Annotated in this window: 18 protein-coding genes; 7 read left to right on the forward strand and 11 right to left on the reverse strand. The window is 69.0% G+C overall.

The features are described 5' to 3' along the window. The 4 genes from AC07ZS_RS24395 to hemP all read left to right on the forward strand — a co-directional run. On the forward strand, window positions 1–431 hold a 431-nt coding region (locus tag AC07ZS_RS24395), incomplete at its 5' end, for an energy transducer TonB (protein WP_494801114.1). A gap of 66 nt (window positions 432–497) precedes the next feature. Further along, a complete protein-coding gene (locus tag AC07ZS_RS24400; RefSeq protein WP_494801115.1) occupies window positions 498–1,250 on the forward strand; it encodes a MotA/TolQ/ExbB proton channel family protein in 753 nt (250 codons plus the stop codon). Window positions 1,251–1,261: 11 nt separating this feature from the next. Beyond that, window positions 1,262–1,675 (forward strand): ExbD/TolR family protein, encoded by a 414-nt coding sequence (locus AC07ZS_RS24405; protein ID WP_494801116.1) that lies wholly within the window; start codon window positions 1,262–1,264, stop codon window positions 1,673–1,675. Further along, window positions 1,672–1,884: a hemin uptake protein HemP gene (hemP, locus tag AC07ZS_RS24410; protein WP_494801117.1), complete on the forward strand. Its 213-nt coding sequence runs from the start codon at window positions 1,672–1,674 to the stop codon at window positions 1,882–1,884. Before AC07ZS_RS24405 ends, hemP begins: the two co-directional genes overlap by 4 nt. 152 nt (window positions 1,885–2,036) lie before the next feature. Here the strand turns inward: hemP and AC07ZS_RS24415 are convergent, their stop codons facing one another. Continuing rightward, complete coding sequence (locus AC07ZS_RS24415; protein WP_494801118.1) at window positions 2,037–2,444, reverse strand: GlcG/HbpS family heme-binding protein; 408 nt, start codon at window positions 2,442–2,444, stop codon at window positions 2,037–2,039. Between the two features lie 252 nt (window positions 2,445–2,696). Here AC07ZS_RS24415 and AC07ZS_RS24420 point away from each other — a divergent pair, with 252 nt between their 5' ends. Beyond that, window positions 2,697–3,392, forward strand: coding sequence for a Bax inhibitor-1 family protein (locus tag AC07ZS_RS24420; protein WP_494801119.1), 696 nt, complete (start codon window positions 2,697–2,699; stop codon window positions 3,390–3,392). A 138-nt stretch (window positions 3,393–3,530) separates the two neighbouring features. Beyond that, window positions 3,531–3,869, forward strand: coding sequence for a hypothetical protein (locus AC07ZS_RS24425; RefSeq protein ID WP_494801120.1), 339 nt, complete (start codon window positions 3,531–3,533; stop codon window positions 3,867–3,869). A 1-nt stretch (window position 3,870) separates the two neighbouring features. Here AC07ZS_RS24425 and rlmD read toward each other — a convergent pair whose 3' ends face one another. The 5 genes from rlmD to surE all read right to left on the reverse strand — a co-directional run bounded on the left by rlmD (window position 3,871) and on the right by surE (window position 8,817). Then, on the reverse strand, window positions 3,871–5,367 hold the full coding sequence (rlmD, locus tag AC07ZS_RS24430) for a 23S rRNA (uracil(1939)-C(5))-methyltransferase RlmD (protein ID WP_494801121.1): 1,497 nt from the start codon (window positions 5,365–5,367) through the stop codon (window positions 3,871–3,873). Window positions 5,368–5,379: 12 nt separating this feature from the next. Beyond that, window positions 5,380–6,165 (reverse strand): 3'-5' exonuclease, encoded by a 786-nt coding sequence (locus tag AC07ZS_RS24435; protein WP_494801122.1) that lies wholly within the window; start codon window positions 6,163–6,165, stop codon window positions 5,380–5,382. Window positions 6,166–6,179: 14 nt separating this feature from the next. Then, the gene (locus AC07ZS_RS24440; RefSeq protein WP_494801123.1) at window positions 6,180–7,004 is read right to left on the reverse strand and encodes a peptidoglycan DD-metalloendopeptidase family protein; all 825 of its coding nucleotides are present in this window, start codon (window positions 7,002–7,004) and stop codon (window positions 6,180–6,182) included. A gap of 167 nt (window positions 7,005–7,171) precedes the next feature. Next, complete coding sequence (locus tag AC07ZS_RS24445; RefSeq protein WP_494801124.1) at window positions 7,172–8,041, reverse strand: protein-L-isoaspartate(D-aspartate) O-methyltransferase; 870 nt, start codon at window positions 8,039–8,041, stop codon at window positions 7,172–7,174. Further along, window positions 8,038–8,817, reverse strand: coding sequence for a 5'/3'-nucleotidase SurE (surE, locus tag AC07ZS_RS24450; RefSeq protein ID WP_494801125.1), 780 nt, complete (start codon window positions 8,815–8,817; stop codon window positions 8,038–8,040). Before surE ends, AC07ZS_RS24445 begins: the two co-directional genes overlap by 4 nt. A gap of 127 nt (window positions 8,818–8,944) precedes the next feature. Between surE and AC07ZS_RS24455 the strand changes: the two genes are divergently transcribed. Next, complete coding sequence (locus tag AC07ZS_RS24455; RefSeq protein ID WP_494801126.1) at window positions 8,945–9,931, forward strand: NADPH:quinone oxidoreductase family protein; 987 nt, start codon at window positions 8,945–8,947, stop codon at window positions 9,929–9,931. Window positions 9,932–9,959: 28 nt separating this feature from the next. Here AC07ZS_RS24455 and AC07ZS_RS24460 read toward each other — a convergent pair whose 3' ends face one another. From AC07ZS_RS24460 to AC07ZS_RS24480, 5 genes are all read right to left on the reverse strand, one after another. After that, window positions 9,960–11,792 carry a methyl-accepting chemotaxis protein gene (locus AC07ZS_RS24460; protein WP_494801127.1) on the reverse strand — a complete coding sequence of 611 codons (1,833 nt, stop codon included), beginning with the start codon at window positions 11,790–11,792 and terminating at the stop codon, window positions 9,960–9,962. A 118-nt stretch (window positions 11,793–11,910) separates the two neighbouring features. Further along, the gene (locus tag AC07ZS_RS24465; protein ID WP_494801128.1) at window positions 11,911–12,522 is read right to left on the reverse strand and encodes a PqiC family protein; all 612 of its coding nucleotides are present in this window, start codon (window positions 12,520–12,522) and stop codon (window positions 11,911–11,913) included. Beyond that, window positions 12,519–13,556 (reverse strand): MlaD family protein, encoded by a 1,038-nt coding sequence (locus AC07ZS_RS24470; protein WP_494801129.1) that lies wholly within the window; start codon window positions 13,554–13,556, stop codon window positions 12,519–12,521. The genes AC07ZS_RS24465 and AC07ZS_RS24470 overlap by 4 nt, the downstream gene beginning before the upstream one ends. Then, complete coding sequence (locus tag AC07ZS_RS24475) at window positions 13,553–14,338, reverse strand: ABC transporter ATP-binding protein (RefSeq protein ID WP_494801130.1); 786 nt, start codon at window positions 14,336–14,338, stop codon at window positions 13,553–13,555. Before AC07ZS_RS24475 ends, AC07ZS_RS24470 begins: the two co-directional genes overlap by 4 nt. A gap of 2 nt (window positions 14,339–14,340) precedes the next feature. Next, complete coding sequence (locus tag AC07ZS_RS24480; RefSeq protein ID WP_494801131.1) at window positions 14,341–15,507, reverse strand: MlaE family ABC transporter permease; 1,167 nt, start codon at window positions 15,505–15,507, stop codon at window positions 14,341–14,343. Window positions 15,508–15,691: the final 184 nt, after the last annotated feature.

Below are 15,691 nucleotides of genomic sequence, written 5' to 3' on the forward strand. Positions count from 1 at the left end.
AGCCCACACCGCAGCCGGTGTTGCGGCAGGAGCCCTCGCCGATGGCGCCCGTGGTGGCACCGCCCGAGCCCGCACCGCCTGCGGTCGTGGCCGCCGAACCGGCACCGCCGGCCCCACCCGCGCCTCCGGCTCCGCCTGCGCCGCCGCGCGTCGTGCTGCCCTCGAGCAACGCCGACTACCTCAACAACCCGCGCCCGCCCTACCCCTCGCTGTCCCGGCGCATGGGCGAGCAAGGCCGCGCCGTGGTGCGGGTGTTCGTCGAAGTCAACGGCATCCCCAGCCGGGTCGAGCTGATCAAATCCAGCGGCTTCGAGCGGCTGGACAACGCGACCAAGGAAACCGCCATGCGCTGGCGCTATTCGCCGGGCAAGGTCGGCAATGAACCACGCGCGATGTGGGTCGAAGTCCCGATCAAGTGGGAACTGGGATAAGCCGCCCTTCCGAACCCTTCGCCTTTATTTTTCAAGCAACACCTCTTTCCCAGGAGTCAGAGAATCATGGATCCGCAAATCGCTTCAACGGGCCTGGCCCACGTCTGGACACAAGGTGACTGGGTCACCCGCTCGGTGGCCATCGTGCTGCTGGCCATGTCCCTGACCACCTGGGTCATCATCCTGTGGAAAGCCCTGGACCAGCGCGCCCAGCGCGCCCAGGCCAAGGGCATCGAAGGCTTCTGGCACAGCGCCGATTTCGCCGAAGGCCTGGACAAGCTCGGCTCGTCCGAAGGCAACCCCTTCCGCAGCGTGGCCCTGGAAGGCCGCGAAGCCACCCGCCACATCCTGCACAAGGACGGCCACAACGGCGCGCCGCCCCAGCGCCAGCTGCACGACAGCCTCGACGTGAGCGACTGGGTCGAGCGTTCGCTGCGCAAGAGCGTGGACGACCACACCGCCCGCGCGCAGAGCGGCCTCTCGGTGCTCGCCTCAGTGGCGTCCACCGCACCGTTCGTGGGCCTGTTCGGCACCGTCTGGGGCATCTACCACGCGCTGCTGAGCATCGGTGCGGCGGGCCAGGTCAGCATCGACCGCGTGGCCGGCCCGATCGGTGAAGCGCTGATCATGACCGCGCTCGGCCTGCTGGTCGCCATCCCCGCCGTGCTGGGCTTCAACGCCCTGGTGCGCGGCAACAAGGGCATCAGCCACCAGCTCAACCGCTTCGCGCACGACCTGCACGCCTACTTTGTCACCGGCGCGCGCGTCACCGCCAGCGCGGCCGACGGCAAGGTGCTGCCGATCAAGAAGGCCTCCTGAGGACCTGAACCATGGCCATCGGAACCCAAACGGACAACGATGAGGTGATGAGCGAGATCAACATGATCCCGTTCATCGACGTCATGCTGGTCCTGCTGATCATCTTCATCATCACCGTGCCCGTGATCAAGCACGCGGTCAACATCGAGCTGCCCCAGGCCAGCATGGAGAAGGTGCTGGACAAGCCCGAGAACATCCGCCTGTCGGTGGATGCGGACGGGGTGTACTACTGGAACGACCAGCGCGTGGAAGACGCCGAGTTCGCCAACCGCCTCACGGCCGCCGCCGCGCAGGACCCCCAGCCCGAGCTGCACATCCGCGGCGACAAGGCGGTGCGCTATGAGCGTGTGGCGCAAGCCATGGCCAGCGCGCAGCGCAGCGGCGTGCGCAAGATCGGCTTCATCACGGAACCCACGGCACCATGAACCCGAACACGGACACCACCCCGGCACCGGCCGATGCCGGCGCAGCACCCGATGCAGCGCCGCCGCAGGCCGTGTACGAAGGGCAGCCCGTGCCCGTGTTGCCCAGCGCAGACCTGCTGCGCGGCCAGAAGGTGGTGGCCATTCATCACAACGGATCGCTCTACCGGCTGCACGCCACGCGGCAGGGCAAGCTGATCCTCACCAAGTAAGCAAGGCCGGCACCGGAGCCCGGCCTGGAACCGTTTTTTCATCGTGGGGCGACCCGGGGACATCACCATCCCCGTGCGTCGTTTTTAGCCAGCCAAGAGACCTTGCGTCTCGTTAGCCAGGCATTTTTTCCGGGCGCAACGCCCGGACCGGCTTACAGGCCGATGGCCGCGATGCCCGCGCGCGCGATCTGCGCGTCTTCGGTCGACTTCACACCGCTCACACCCACCGCACCCAGGCACTGGCCGTCCTTGAGGATCGGCACGCCGCCTTCGAGCATGCCCGAGAGCTGGGGCGCGCTCAGGAAGGACATGCGGCCCTGGTTGATCACGTCTTCATAGATCTTGCTCTCGCGCCGGCCCATGGCGGCCGTGTGGGCCTTGGCGGGTGCGATGTGGGCCGAGATCGCGGCCGCGCCGTCCAGGCGCTGCAGCCAGAGCAGGTGCCCGCCGTCGTCCACGATGGCAATGGTCACGGCCCAGTTGTGCTTCAGCGCCTCGGCTTCGGCCGCAGCGGCGATGAGTTTGACGTCGGCGATATCGAGAACTGCCTTGTTTTTCATGAACTTGGTCCTAAATGGGGAATCAGAGAAGAAGGAATTGCAGAGCGGGAGCTTAGCGCCCGGGCGCAAGCTGAGAACGATAGCGCGTGCATTGGCACACCCCAGGTCACAAGTGACCATACCAAAAATGCGCTGTCGGACCGGCCTCACCCACGGCAGACCGGGCTCCTACAATGCGATTTCGCCGGTTGCGCGTCATTCCGACGCGCAGCGACCGGCCCACGTCGTCAGATGATGAAGGAGATCACCACCATGACCGACCATGTCCAGACCAGCGGCCGCTTCGGCACCGCCGTTTCCTCCGACGCGCTGCGAAACAAAGTCATGCGCAACACCTACTGGCTGCTGGCGCTGTCCATGCTGCCCACCGTGCTGGGCGCCTGGATCGGCGTGCAGACCGGCATCACCGCCGCGCTCACGGGCGGCCTGGGCCTGATCGTCTTCCTGGGCGGCGCCTTCGCCTTCATGTTCGCCATCGAGAAGACCAAGAACTCCGCCGCCGGCGTGCCCGTGCTGCTGGCGTTCACCTTCTTCATGGGCCTGATGCTCTCGCGCCTGCTGGCCGCGGTGCTGGGCTTCTCCAACGGCTCCAGCCTGATCATGACCGCCTTCGGCGGCACGGCCGGTGTGTTCTTCATCATGGCCAACCTCTCGACCGTGATCAAGCGCGACCTCTCCGGTCTGGGCAAGTGGCTCTTCGTGGGCGCCCTGGCCATCATGATCGGCGCGATCATCAACGTGTTCGTGGGCAGCCCGATCGGCATGGCCGTGATCGCCACCCTGGCGATCGTGGTGTTCAGCCTCTACCTGCTGTACGACCTCAAGCGCATCGTGGACGGCGGCGAGACCAACTACATCACCGCCACCCTGGGCCTGTACCTGAGCCTGTTCAACATCTTCCAGAGCCTGCTGATGCTGCTGGGCATGTTCGGCGGCGACCGCGAGTAACAGGGCCTCACCCCGCGAAAAAGGACCTTCGGGTCCTTTTTCTTTGCCTGCCGGCCCCACGATGTGATTTTTTTGCCGCCTCAAGCGTCAAGTTCGGGCCGCAGGCGCCGAAACAAGGCTGAAACCCACCGCAAAGCCATGCGACACACCGCCCTCACCCTCTGCCTCCTGTCCGCCGTCAGCCTGCTGAGCGGCTGTGAAGCGCTGGGCATTGAGACCGCCACGCAGATCGCGGCGAAGAAGGAAGCCGAAGGCAAGGCCATCGGCAGTGCCTGTCGTCACGCGGTGCGCAGCATCGAAAGCTGCTTCAGCAACTACCCGCGCGCCGGCAAGGCCGCCGTGTTCGCTGGTTGGCGCGAGATGGACCAGTACATGCGAGAGAACTCGGTGGTGGGCATGCCCTCCGAAGCCGAGTCCGGCGCCGCGCCTGCGGCGGCCAACGGCGCCAAGCCTGGCGCCGAATCGCAGAAGTCCTGATTCAGACCTCGTCGGCCGCTGCCGGTGCCGCATCGGCGCCCGGCACCTTCGACGGCTCCAGCTCAAACACCGCCATGCTCTCGACGTGCGCCGTGTGGGCAAACATGTTGACCACCCCGGCCGTCACGCAGCGGTAGCCCGCCTGGTGCACCAGCAGCCCCGCGTCGCGCGCGAGCGTGGCCGGGTTGCAGCTCACGTAGACGATGCGCTGCGGCGGCGTCCAGCCGCCGCGCAGGGCCGGGTTCTGGTGCAGGTCGGCGATGGCCTTGGCCAGCGCGAACGCGCCCTCGCGCGGCGGGTCCACCAGCCACTTCTGCGCCACGCCGTCGGCCACCAGCAGCTCGGGCGTCATCTCGAACAGGTTGCGCGCCGCGAAGGTGGTGGGGGCCAGCGGGCGGTCCCGCCCGGCCTGGTTGCCCGCCAGGTTCTCGCGCGAGCGCGCCACCAGGGCCTCGCTGCCCTCGATGCCCAGCACCTCGCCCGCCGTGGTGGCGATCGGCAGCGTGAAGTTGCCCAGGCCGCAGAACCAGTCGATCACGCGCTCGTCGGCCCGGGCATCGAGCAGGCGCAGGGCGCGCACCACCAGCACACGGTTGATGAAGGGATTGACCTGCGTGAAATCGGTCGGCTTGAACGGCATGGTGATGCCGAACTCGGGCAAGGCATACGACAGCACCTCGCCGCCCTCGTCGAGCAGCTTGACGGTGTCGGGCCCCTTGGCCTGCAGCCACCACTGCACACCATGCCGGGCCCCGAAGGCGCGCAGGCGCGCCAGGTCGTCCTCGCTCAGCGGTTCCAGGTGGCGCAGCACCAGCGCGGTCACGTCGTCGCCACTGGCCAGTTCGATCTGCGGGCAGGTCTCGCGCGCGTCCATGCCGAAGATGAGCTCGCGCAAGGGCATCAGCATGGCGCTCACGTGCGGCGGCAGCACCGGGCAGACCTGCATGTCGGCCACGTAGCGGCTCTTGCGCTCGTGAAAGCCGATCAGCACCTCGCCCTTCTTGTGCACATGGCGCACCGAGAGGCGCGCGCGGTGGCGGTAACCCCAGGCCGGGCCTTCGATGGGCCGCATCAGGGTCTCGGCCCGGACCTTGCCCAGGTGCCAGAGGTTGTCTTCCAGCACGCGCTGCTTGACGGCCACCTGGGCGGCCTCGTGCAGGTGCTGCATCTTGCAGCCGCCGCAGGCGCCGGCGTGCAGGCCGAAGTGCGGGCAGCCGGGCCGCACGCGCTGCGAAGACTCGCGGTGGATCGCCGTCACCGTGCCGGCTTCCCAGTTGTTCTTCTTGCGGTGCACGTTCACGCTGACCTGCTCGAAGGGCAGCGCGCCTTCGATGAACACCACCTTGCCGTCGGGCCGGCGGGCGATGCCCTGGGCATCGATATCGAGGGATTCGACCGCCAGCCAGCCCTCGGGCAGGACACGGTCAGGCGATTCGGGGGCCGCTTCGTCGCGGGCCGTGGTGAGAAGGCTGTTTTCGTGGGGAGAGGACGCTGTCATCCCCCGATTGTCTCAGGCCCAGGCCCCGAGGTACTCATCCCAGTGCGGCTCGGTCGGCGCCAGGTTGCCCAGCGTTTCTTTCACCATGGCGATTTCCTGCTCGTACTCGGCCTCGGTCAGCCCGCCGCGCATCTTCTGGAAACGGCAATACACCAGGTAGGTGTTCATCACGTCGGTCTCACAGTAGCGGCGGATGTCCTCGATCCGCCCCGCCAGGTACTGCGCGTGGACCTGCGAACCGTCCATGCCCAGCTTGCCCGGAAAACCGCAGAGCTTGGCCATGGCGTCCAGCGGCGCGTTGTTCTTGGGCGAGTACATGGCCAGCAGGTCCATCAGGTCCAGGTGGCGCATGTGGTACCGGCTGATGTAGTTGTTCCACTTGAACTCGCGGTCGTCCTCGCCGAGATCCCAGTACTTGCTGGCCTCCACCCCGTGGCGCAGGCCCCGGTAGTGCAGCACCGGCAGATCGAAGCCGCTGCCGTTCCAGCTCACCAGTTGGGGCGTGTGCTTCTCGATGGAGTGGAAGAAGGCCTGCACCACGCGGCCTTCGCTCTGGCCGTCGCGGTCGACGAAGGAGTGGATGCGCAGGCCCTCGGCGTTGCGGAACACGCAGCTGATGACCAGCACGCGCTGCAGGTGCAGGGGCGCGAAGTCGCTCTGGCCTTTTTCCTGGCGCTCGGCCAGCCAGGCCGCGTGGACCTGCTCGTCGGTCTGGTCGGGGCCGGCGCCGCGCAGGGCGCGCAGCCCGGCCACATCGGGAATCGACTCGATGTCGAAAACCAGAACCGGCCAGGCCATGCCGCGCCGGCGGATCAGCGCTTGGGCAGGTGGGCCATCGGATCGACCGGCTTGCCCAGTCGGCGCACCTCGAAGTGCAGCTTCACGCGGTCGGTGTCGCTGCTGCCCATTTCGGCGATCTTCTGGCCCTGGCGCACGGCCTGGTCTTCACGCACCAGCAGCGCCTGGTTGTGGGCGTAGGCGGTGAGGTAGGTGTTGTTGTGCTTCAGGATGATCAGGTTGCCATAGCCGCGCAGGCCGGCACCGGCATAGACCACCCGGCCGTCGGCCGCCGCGACCACGGGGTCGCCGATCTTGCCAGCGATCGACACGCCCTTGTTGTTGGCCTCGTCGAACGGCGTGATGACCGAGCCCTGGGCCGGCCAGATGAAGCTGATCTCGTCGGCGCCGCCTGCTGCAGGAGCGGGTGCCGGGGCCGGCGGGGTGCTGGGGGACGTGGAGGCCGCAGGCGGCGTGCTTTCCGACAGGGGGCGGGAGGCCACGCCTGCGCTGGTCACCGGGCTCGTGGTCGGGCCCGACGGTGCGGTGGCCGTGGTGCTGGACCCCGGCGGCTGCACGCGCAGCACCTGGCCGACTTCGAGCGCGTTCGGGTTGGTGAGGTTGTTCCAGGCCTGGATGTCGCGCCAGTTCTGGCCGTTGTCCAGCGCGATGCGGAACAGGGTGTCACCGGCCTTGACGGTGTAGTAGCCCGGCTTGCCAGCGTTCTCGGCACCCGGCATGGGCACCACTTCGGCCGGGCGGGGGGCGGCGGAACCGCCCCGCTCTTCCACGGGCGCCGGGCGGTCCAGGCGGGTGGAGGAACAGCCGGCGACCACCATCAGCGCCGCCAGCATGGACATGACCGCGACGCCTCGCCATGCAGGACGACCCGACTCCTGGGGACGACCCGAGCATTGGAAAACACGCTTGTTCATGAAAACTCCCACAGATTGCGAGGAACCCTGGCCGCCAGCGCGGTCAGGGTCCTGAAAAAAGACAGGTTGCACCACCCGGAAGGGGTGCAACTTCATGCGATACCCGATTTTAGAGGCACAAAGAGCACGGCCTCCAGCTCGGTGCGGACGATGCCGGTGGCGGTTTTGTCCACCACCACCAGGTTTTGCCGCCCTGCCGACGTGACCGCGGGCGCCACCAGGCGGCCGCCCACGGCCAGCTGGTCGATCCACGCCTGCGGAATGTCGTCGCCCCCGGCCGCCGCGATGATGGCGGCATAGGGGGCGCCCCGGGCGTACCCCAGCATGCCATCGCCGAACAGCAGGTGCAGGTTGGAGAGGCGGAACCAGCGAAGGTTCTCGCGCGATTTCTCGTGCAGCCCCTTGAGCCGCTCGATGCTGTAGACCTCCCGCGCCAGATGGCTGAGCAAGGCCGCCTGGTAGCCGCAGCCGGTGCCGATCTCCAGCACCCGGCCCAGTTTCTCCTGGCGGCCCTGGCAGAGCAGCTCCAGCATGCGCGCCACCACGCCCGGCTTGGAAATGGTCTGGCCCAGCCCGATGGGCAGGCTGGTGTCCTCGTAGGCCTGGTTGACCAGCGCCGAATCAACGAAACGGTGGCGCTCCACCGCCATCAGGGCCGACAGCACGCCCGGGTGCGTGACGCCCTGCCCCTGGATCTTGCGCACCATGGCGGCGCGCACCGCCTGCGACTCCATGCCCACCCCGGTGGGGGCCACCGGATGGGCCGGCACCCGCGGCATGGCCTTGGGTTGCGGCGGGGGTGGCGGCGCCACGGCGCGCGCGGCGGGCCGGGGCTGCAGCTGGTTGCGCGGCACGGGCACGGGTGCCGCCGCAGGCAGGCGCGCCGGAAAACCCGGCCTGGGCCGGGCGCCCGGCGCAGGCGCGGACGAAGACGGCGGTGGCACAGGCAGACCGCGCTTCACGAGCCGGTACCGCCCGTCGACAGGCTCGCGGCCGTGGGCGCCCAGTACGCCAGGCGGTCGTGGTCGGTCAGGTCCACCTGCAACGGGGTGATGGTGGCGTAACCCTGCAGCGAGGCATGGAAATCCGTGCCCTCGGCGTCGTCCTTGGCCTTGCCCGCGCTGCCGATCCAGTACATGGTCTCGCCGCGCGGGTTGGTCTGCGAAATCACCTGCTCGGCCACATGGCGCCGGCCCAGGCGCGCCACCTTGAAGCCGCGCAGCTCGGCCAGCGGCCGGTTGGGGATGTTGACGTTGAGCAGCCAGGGCTCGGCGGGCGGGCCGTTCTCCAGCGAGGGCAGCAGTTGCGCCACCAGGCGCGCGGCCATCCGGCCGGCGTCTTCCAGATGGGCCCAGCCCTTTTCGGTCTGTGAAAAGGCGATGGCCGGCACGCCGAACAGGTAGCCCTCCATGGCCGCGCCCACGGTGCCGGAATAGATCGTGTCGTCGCCCATGTTGGCGCCGTTGTTGATGCCGGAGACCACCAGATCGGGCCGGTAGCCCAGCAGGCCGGTGAGCGCGATGTGCACGCAGTCGGCCGGCGTGCCGTTCACATAGCGAAATCCGTTGTGGGCCTGGTGCACGTACAGCGGCGAATGCAGCGAAAGCGCGTTCGACTTGGCGCTGTTGTTGTGCTCGGGGGCCACCACCTCCACCTCGGCCAGCCCCTTGAGGGCTTCGTACAGCGCCACGATGCCGGGCGCCTGGTAACCGTCGTCGTTGGAGATGAGTATTTTCATTGCCGCGATTCTAGGTCGATCGAACCCGGTCACGCCCGGGACACGCAGGGGGCCCCGCCCGATGCGAAAGAGGCCGCCCGCTGCCTATCATGCAACGGTTTCATGACCACTTGAACGAGGACACACCATGCATGCCTGGCTCTGCGAAAACCCCGTGGGCGTCGATGCCCTGACCTGGAAGGAACTGCCCACGCCGGCACCCAAGGCGGGCGAGGTGCTGATCGAGATCCAGGCCGCCAGCCTGAACTTCCCCGATCTGCTCATCGTGCAGAACAAGTACCAGATGAAGCCCGCCCTGCCCTTCGTGCCGGGCTCCGAATACGCCGGCGTGGTGCGCGCGGTGGGCGAAGGCGTGAAGCACCTTCAGGTGGGCCAGAGCGTGGCCTGCCTGAGCGGCACGGGTGGCTTCGGCACCCACACCATCGCGCCGGCCGCGCTGTGCATGCCGCTGCCGCCCGGCTTCCCGGCGGTGGACGCGGCCGCCTTCATCATGATCTACGCCACCTCCTGGCACGCGCTGATGGACCGGGGCACGCTCAAGGCCGGTGAAACGGTGCTGGTGCTGGGCGCGGCCGGCGGCGTGGGCACGGCGGCGATCCAGATCGCCAAGGCGGCGGGCGCGCGCGTGATCGCCGCCGCCTCGAGCGACGAGAAGTGCGAGCTGTGCAAGCAGCTGGGCGCCGACGCCACCATCAACTACAGCGTCCACACACCCAAGGAAGGCCTGCGCGACGCGATCAAGCAGCTCACCGACGGCAAGGGGCCGGACGTGATCTACGACCCGGTGGGCGGCGACTTCGCCGAGCCGGCGTTCCGCTCGATCGCCTGGCGCGGCCGCTACCTGGTGGTGGGTTTTGCCAGCGGCCCCATCCCCGCGCTGCCGCTGAACCTCACCCTGCTCAAAGGCGCCAGCCTGGTCGGCGTGTTCTGGGGCGATTTCGCGCGCCGCGAGCCCAAGGCCAACGCCGAGATGATGCAGGCGCTCGCGGGCATGTACGCCAAGGGCCAGGTCAAGCCGGTGATCGACCAGACCCTGCCCATGAGCGAGCTGCACAAGGCCTACGCGATCATGGGATCGCGCTCGGTCAAGGGCAAACTGGTGATGGTGAACTGAAAAGAAGAAGGCCCCGCAGGGCCTTCGCTCAGAACGATTCCCAGTCGTCCGCTCCGCCGGCTGCCGCCGGGGCGGCCACAGGCACGGGCTTGGGGGCCCTGGCCACCGCGGGGGCCGCGGGCACCGAAGGCGCCGCCACCACCGGTGCGGCGGGCTTCACCGGGGCCTTCTCCACGGCCTTGGCCACCGGCACCGCCTTGACGGCAGGCGCGGCGGCTTTCGCCTTCACCACCGCCGGTTTGGCAGTCACGGGGCTGCTGCGTTTGTGCAGGTCGTTGGCACTCAACTGCGCGATCGAGCTCGAGGCATCGACCGCGTCCACGCGGAAGATGCGCACCACTTCGGCCAGGCGCACGGCCTGGTCGTTCATGCTGGACGCGGCGGCCGCGCTCTCTTCGACCAGCGCCGCGTTCTGCTGCGTCATCTGGTCCAGGTTGGACACCGAGGCGTTGATCTGGTTGACGCCCTCGGCCTGCTCGCCGGACGAGGCCGCGATCTCGCCGATGATGTCGCGCACACGCACCACGTTTTCCACGATCTCGCCCATGGTCTGACCGGCCTGGCCGACCAGTTCGGTGCCGGCGGTCACCTTGTCGACGCTGGCGCCGATCAGCACCTTGATCTCCTTGGCGGCCTGCGCGCTGCGCTGGGCGAGGTTGCGCACCTCGCCGGCCACCACCGCGAAACCCCGGCCCTGCTCACCGGCGCGGGCAGCTTCCACCGCCGCGTTCAGCGCCAGGATGTTGGTCTGGAAGGCAATGCCGTCGATCACGCCGATGATGTCGTTGATCTTGCGCGAAGCCTGGTTGATCTCCTCCATGGTGGACACCACTTCGTTGACCACCTGACCACCCTTCTGGGCACTCTGGCCGGCCACGTCGGCCAGCTGGTTGGCCACGCGCGCCGAGTCGGCCGACTGGCGGATCGCGCCCGACATCTGTTCGATGCTGGCGGCGGTCTGCTGCAGGTTGGCGGCGGTCTGCTCGGTGCGCGACGAGAGGTCGTGGTTGCCCGAAGCGATCTCGCGCGCGGCCACGGTGATGTTCTCGGTGCCACGCTTGACGTCGGCCACCACGGTCACCAGGCGGTCGCGCATGTCCGAGAGCGATTTCGTCATCGCGCCGAACTCGTCGCGGCGGTCGTTGTTGATGCGCACGGTCAGGTCACCGCCGGCCACGCGTTCGGCGAACACCATCACCTCGCGCAGCGGCGTGCGGATGTTGCGGATGAGGAAGAACGCGCCGGTGATGATGCCCAGGATCAGCACGCCGATCTGCAGGCTGGCCATGGTCAGGTTGCTGGCGCGCTCCGCCGAGAACCTCGCCTGCGCCTCACCCTGCATGGTCGTCTGCAGCTGCGCGAACTCGCGCAGCGCCGCCACATAGGGCGGCACAGCGGGGTTGAAACGGGCGCTGATCTCGGCCACGGCACCGGCGGTATCGCCGTTCTTCTTCATCTCGTTGGCCTTGGCCAGCGAGCCCAGCACGGCCTGGCGCAGGCCGGCGATCTTCTGCAGCTGGGCCTTCTCGGCGTCGTTCATCGGCATGGCGTCCAGCCGCTTCTGCAGCGCGGAGATCGAGGCCACGCCCACGGGAATGATGTCCTTGTAGAGCTGGTCGATGGACGGGTCGGCGCTCAGGATCGAGGCCTGCACCCGCGTCACGTTGGTCTCGGTCAGGCCGGCCCATTCGGTGGCGATCACGGTCTTCTCGGACATCCGGCCCAGGACCTCGTCGGCCTCCTGGGTCAGGGCGCTGGAGCGAGCACCGGTGAAAGACAGCATCGCACCCAGGGCGAGCACGATGGCAAGAACGCCGGTCCACAGCTTGGCGTTCACGGTCATGTGGCGAAAGAGGTTCATGTTCGGAGGTTCAGACAAAAGATCGGTTCACCTCCGGCCTATCGACACGAACCACCGGCACTGAAATCGAGCCGACGAACGCGCTGTCTCCCCTGGGACCGTCCGCCGCCGGCCCCGTTCAGCCGCCCGCGATGCGCTGGGCCAGCCGCCAGACCGCCAGGCGGTGGCCGGCCGCCAGGGCGTCGGGTGATCCGTCGACCAGCGGCACCTCGATATCGGCCTGCCCCAGCGTGGGCGGCCGGCCGCCGCCCTGGAGGTCGGTGAGCCACCAGCGGGCCTGCAGGCGCAGGGCGCGCCGCCCGCTGTCGGCCAGGAGCGCGTCGATCTCGACGCGCAGTTGCCGCGTCACATTCGCCCCCGAGGGGGCGGGCGCGCGCCAGACCAGGCCTTCCCCGCGCAGCAGGGCGAGGTCGGCCACCAGGCGGCGCGGCACGCTCTCGCGCAGCGGTTCGGCCCAGCGGTGCCCCGGCAGCGGCACCAGGGACGCCGAGCCGCTGGAAACCAGCAGCACGTCGCGGTCCAGCGAGCCGGGCAGGCGCACCAGCCCGGAAACCTCCCAGACCGAGCCATCGCCCGGCCGGGGCGCCGGCCGGGGCTCGGGGGGATCGGCGCGCAGTTCGTACCAGCGCGTGGGCGGCGCGTCGGTGCCGGCGCAGCCGGCGGCGAACACCACGGGCCCCAGGCCCAGGGCGGCCAGCAGGCCCCGGCGGTTCATGGCTGGGCGGTTCATTCGTTGACCTTTCTGCCCCGCAGGAGCGCATCGGGTTGTTGTTCCAGGGCCTCGGCGAGGTCGCGCAGCGCGCGCGCGGCGCGCGAGAGGTCGTCCAGCGCCCGGTCGGCCCCCACCATGAGCTGCGAATCGCCGGCGGTGGCCTCGCGCAACGCGCCCGCCGTGCGGCTCACCTCGTTGGCCGCGCGCTGCAGGTTCTGCACCAGCGGCGCGTCCGGCGCCAGCAGGTCGGACACGCGCTCGGACGTGCGGCCAAAGCCGACGGCGCTCTCGTTCACCGATTTCGCCGCCTTCTCCATGCCCTCCATCGCGGTGCGGGTGGACGAGAGCGAGCGCTGCAGCTCGTTGGCCAGCGGGTCCAGGCGCTTGTCGAGCCGCTCGGACACGCGCTTGAACGTTGCGGTGATCTCGGCCAGATCGCTCAGGGCCTGGTTCAGCTGCGGCCCCGAGATCACGGCGCGCGCCGAGGCGGCGATCGCGGCCAGGTCGTCGGTGATCTTTCGCAAGTCGATGCCTTCGAGCTGCGCACGGAACGTCTGGATCGCGGTGGGCGCGGTGGGGATTTCCGTCAGGCCGCGCCGCGTGCCGTGCGTGGTGGCCACGCGCTTGGGGCGCAGGTCCAGGTCCACATACAGCAGGCCGGTCAACAGGCTCTGCATGGAAAGCTGCGCGCTCATGCCCCGTTCCACCAGCGCGGGCAGCGCCAGTTCGGAGTCGGAGGAGGCGTCGCCGTGCTTGCCGTCGAGCCCGCGCAGGGCGTCGCTGTCCAGCGAGGCCACCACCGGGATGGAGAAGGCGTCGGTGTCGCGGTTGTAGGACACCTCGATCGACTCGACGCTGCCCACGCGCACCCCGCGAAACACCACGGGAGCGCCGACCTGCAGGCCGTAGACGGAGCCGCTGAAGTACATCACGGTGCGCTCCGTGCGCGTGAAGTAGCTGCTGCCGGCCAGCGTGATGACGGCCACCGCGATCAACGCGAGGCCGGCCACCACGAAGGTGCCGATGAGGGTGGGGTTGGCCTTGCGTTTCATGTCGGGTTTTCCTCTCTGACAGGGGCGGCGGCACCGCGGCGCAGGAAGCGCTGGACCTCCTGCGGGCCGTCCTGCCGCAGGGCCTTGGGCGGGCCGAGCGCGGTCATGGTCTTGGTCTGCGCGTCCAGGAACAGCAGGCGGTCGGCCAGCGCGAAGATGCTGTCGAGTTCGTGGCTGACCATCACCACCGTGGTGCCCAGGTCGTCGCGCAGGTGCCTGATGAGTTCGTCCAGGTGGGCCGAGGTGAGCGGGTCCAGGCCAGCGGACGGCTCGTCCAGGAACAGCAGCTGCGGGTTCAGCGCCAGCGCCCGCGCAATGGCCGCGCGCTTGCGCATGCCGCCGCTGAGCGTGGCGGGCTCGGCGTCGAAACTGCCCGCCAGGCCCACGAGCGCGAGCTTGAAGCGCGCCTCCTGCTCGCGGCGTTCGGGGTCCATGTCGGCCAGCACCTGCATCGGCAGCATCACGTTCTCGCCCACGGTCATGCTGCTCCACAACGCGCCGGCCTGGAACATCACGCCGAAGGAGCGCAGCAGTTCGGCCTTCTCGGTCTCGTCGGCCTCGTACAGGTCCCGCGTGCCGTACAGCACCCGCCCCTTGGCGGGCACCTGCAGGCCGATGAGGTGGCGCAGCAGCGTGCTCTTGCCGCAGCCGCTGCCGCCCGCCAGGGCCAGCACCTCGCCGGGCAGGATCTCGAAGTTCAGGTCGCGCTGGATCACGTTGCTGCCGAAGGCCATGGTCAGGTTCTCGACGCGCACCAGGGGTGTTGCGGGTGGGGCTTGCATGTCTAGAAATCCAGCCGTTGAAACACCACCGTGAGGACCGAAGCCACCACCACGATCCACACGATGGCCTGCACCACCGAGGCCGTGGTCGCATCGCCCACGGCCTGCGCGCTGCGCCCCGCCGCCATGCCCTGCAGGCAACCCGCGAGCGCCACCAGCACCGAGTACACCGTGCCCTTGATCAGGCCCACCGCCACGTGCGGCAGGGTGATGGCCTGGGCGCTGGCGTACACGTACTCCAGCGGCGTCACACCGTAGATGCCCACCGCCACCAGCCAGCCCACGGCCATGCCCACCAGCGCGCCGAAGGCGGTCAGCATGGGCCCGACAATAAGCAGCGCCAGCACGCGCGGCAGCACCAGGAAGTCCACCGGGTTCACGCCCATGGTGGCCAGCGCGTCGACCTCTTCGTTGGCGCGCATGCTGCCGATCTGCGCCGCGAAGGCCGCCCCCACGCGCCCGGCCAGCACGATGCCCACCAGCAGCGCCGCCACCTCGCGCACCACACCCACCGTCACCAGGTCGGCGATGTAGTTCTGCGCGCCGAAACGCTGCAGCTGGGCCGCGCCCATGTAGGCCACGATCAGCCCGACCAGGAAACACACCAGCGCCACGATGGGCAGGCTGCGCGGCCCGGTCTGTTCGATCTGCCACGCGAGGTCGGAGGCGCGCATGTCGCTGCGCCCGCGCAGCCAGCGGCCCAGCGAGAGCAGCACCTCGCCGAAGAAGGTCAGCGTCTTGCGGCGCAGCGCCCACCAGGCGCTGACGCGGGCGCCCAGGCGGGCGATGCGACCAGGCTTCGGTGCAGGGGTGCTGGAGGCCGGCGGTGCGGTGTCGAGCGCCAGGGCCAGGATCTGCTGCAGGCCTTCGGGCAGGCCTTGCAGGTCCACGTCCACACCCCGGCTCGCCAGGGGCTCCACCCGATGCCACAGCGCGGAGGCCAGGGGGGCGTCCCACGAGCGCAGGTCGGCCGCCTGGACGCGCACGGCGCCTGCGATCTGGTCATCGGCCGGAAGCTCGGGCAGAGGGGCGCTGTGTTCGCGCCAGGCGCCGCTGAGTTCGAGGACCCAGTCGTCGCCTTGTGAGAGCCAGCGTGCATCCGGGGCATGCGTCTCGTCATTCACCTCCATCGTGTCCGACACGGCATCTCCGCTCGGGGCATCGCGCATGGAAGAACCCATTCAGATTCGGAATCCGGATTCTATCGACCGCCTCGCGGGCCGACCGCCGCGCGCTGTAGGACAAGGCCGCGTCGTCGCGCCGAAACCGCGCGATCCGGTCCGGGCTGCGTTCCAATGAACCGTGGACGCTCAGAACAACCCCTCCCTATCGAAGAGGCGCCGCCCTCGAACA

This window comes from Hydrogenophaga sp. GW456-12-10-14-TSB4, assembly GCF_059424305.1.

Coding starts and splice junctions, on each gene's coding strand:
- AC07ZS_RS24405 (WP_494801116.1), top strand. CDS start 1,262: ATGGCCATCGGAACCCAAACGGACAACGATGAGGTGATGAGCGAGATC.
- hemP (WP_494801117.1), top strand. CDS start 1,672: ATGAACCCGAACACGGACACCACCCCGGCACCGGCCGATGCCGGCGCA.
- AC07ZS_RS24435 (WP_494801122.1), bottom strand. CDS start 6,165: ATGGCCTGGCCGGTTCTGGTTTTCGACATCGAGTCGATTCCCGATGTG.
- AC07ZS_RS24470 (WP_494801129.1), bottom strand. CDS start 13,556: ATGAAACGCAAGGCCAACCCCACCCTCATCGGCACCTTCGTGGTGGCC.
- AC07ZS_RS24475 (WP_494801130.1), bottom strand. CDS start 14,338: ATGCAAGCCCCACCCGCAACACCCCTGGTGCGCGTCGAGAACCTGACC.
- AC07ZS_RS24460 (WP_494801127.1), bottom strand. CDS start 11,792: ATGAACCTCTTTCGCCACATGACCGTGAACGCCAAGCTGTGGACCGGC.
- AC07ZS_RS24465 (WP_494801128.1), bottom strand. CDS start 12,522: ATGAACCGCCCAGCCATGAACCGCCGGGGCCTGCTGGCCGCCCTGGGC.
- AC07ZS_RS24420 (WP_494801119.1), top strand. CDS start 2,697: ATGACCGACCATGTCCAGACCAGCGGCCGCTTCGGCACCGCCGTTTCC.
- AC07ZS_RS24425 (WP_494801120.1), top strand. CDS start 3,531: ATGCGACACACCGCCCTCACCCTCTGCCTCCTGTCCGCCGTCAGCCTG.
- AC07ZS_RS24455 (WP_494801126.1), top strand. CDS start 8,945: ATGCATGCCTGGCTCTGCGAAAACCCCGTGGGCGTCGATGCCCTGACC.
- AC07ZS_RS24440 (WP_494801123.1), bottom strand. CDS start 7,004: ATGTCCATGCTGGCGGCGCTGATGGTGGTCGCCGGCTGTTCCTCCACC.
- rlmD (WP_494801121.1), bottom strand. CDS start 5,367: ATGACAGCGTCCTCTCCCCACGAAAACAGCCTTCTCACCACGGCCCGC.
- AC07ZS_RS24480 (WP_494801131.1), bottom strand. CDS start 15,507: ATGCGCGATGCCCCGAGCGGAGATGCCGTGTCGGACACGATGGAGGTG.
- AC07ZS_RS24415 (WP_494801118.1), bottom strand. CDS start 2,444: ATGAAAAACAAGGCAGTTCTCGATATCGCCGACGTCAAACTCATCGCC.
- AC07ZS_RS24400 (WP_494801115.1), top strand. CDS start 498: ATGGATCCGCAAATCGCTTCAACGGGCCTGGCCCACGTCTGGACACAA.
- surE (WP_494801125.1), bottom strand. CDS start 8,817: ATGAAAATACTCATCTCCAACGACGACGGTTACCAGGCGCCCGGCATC.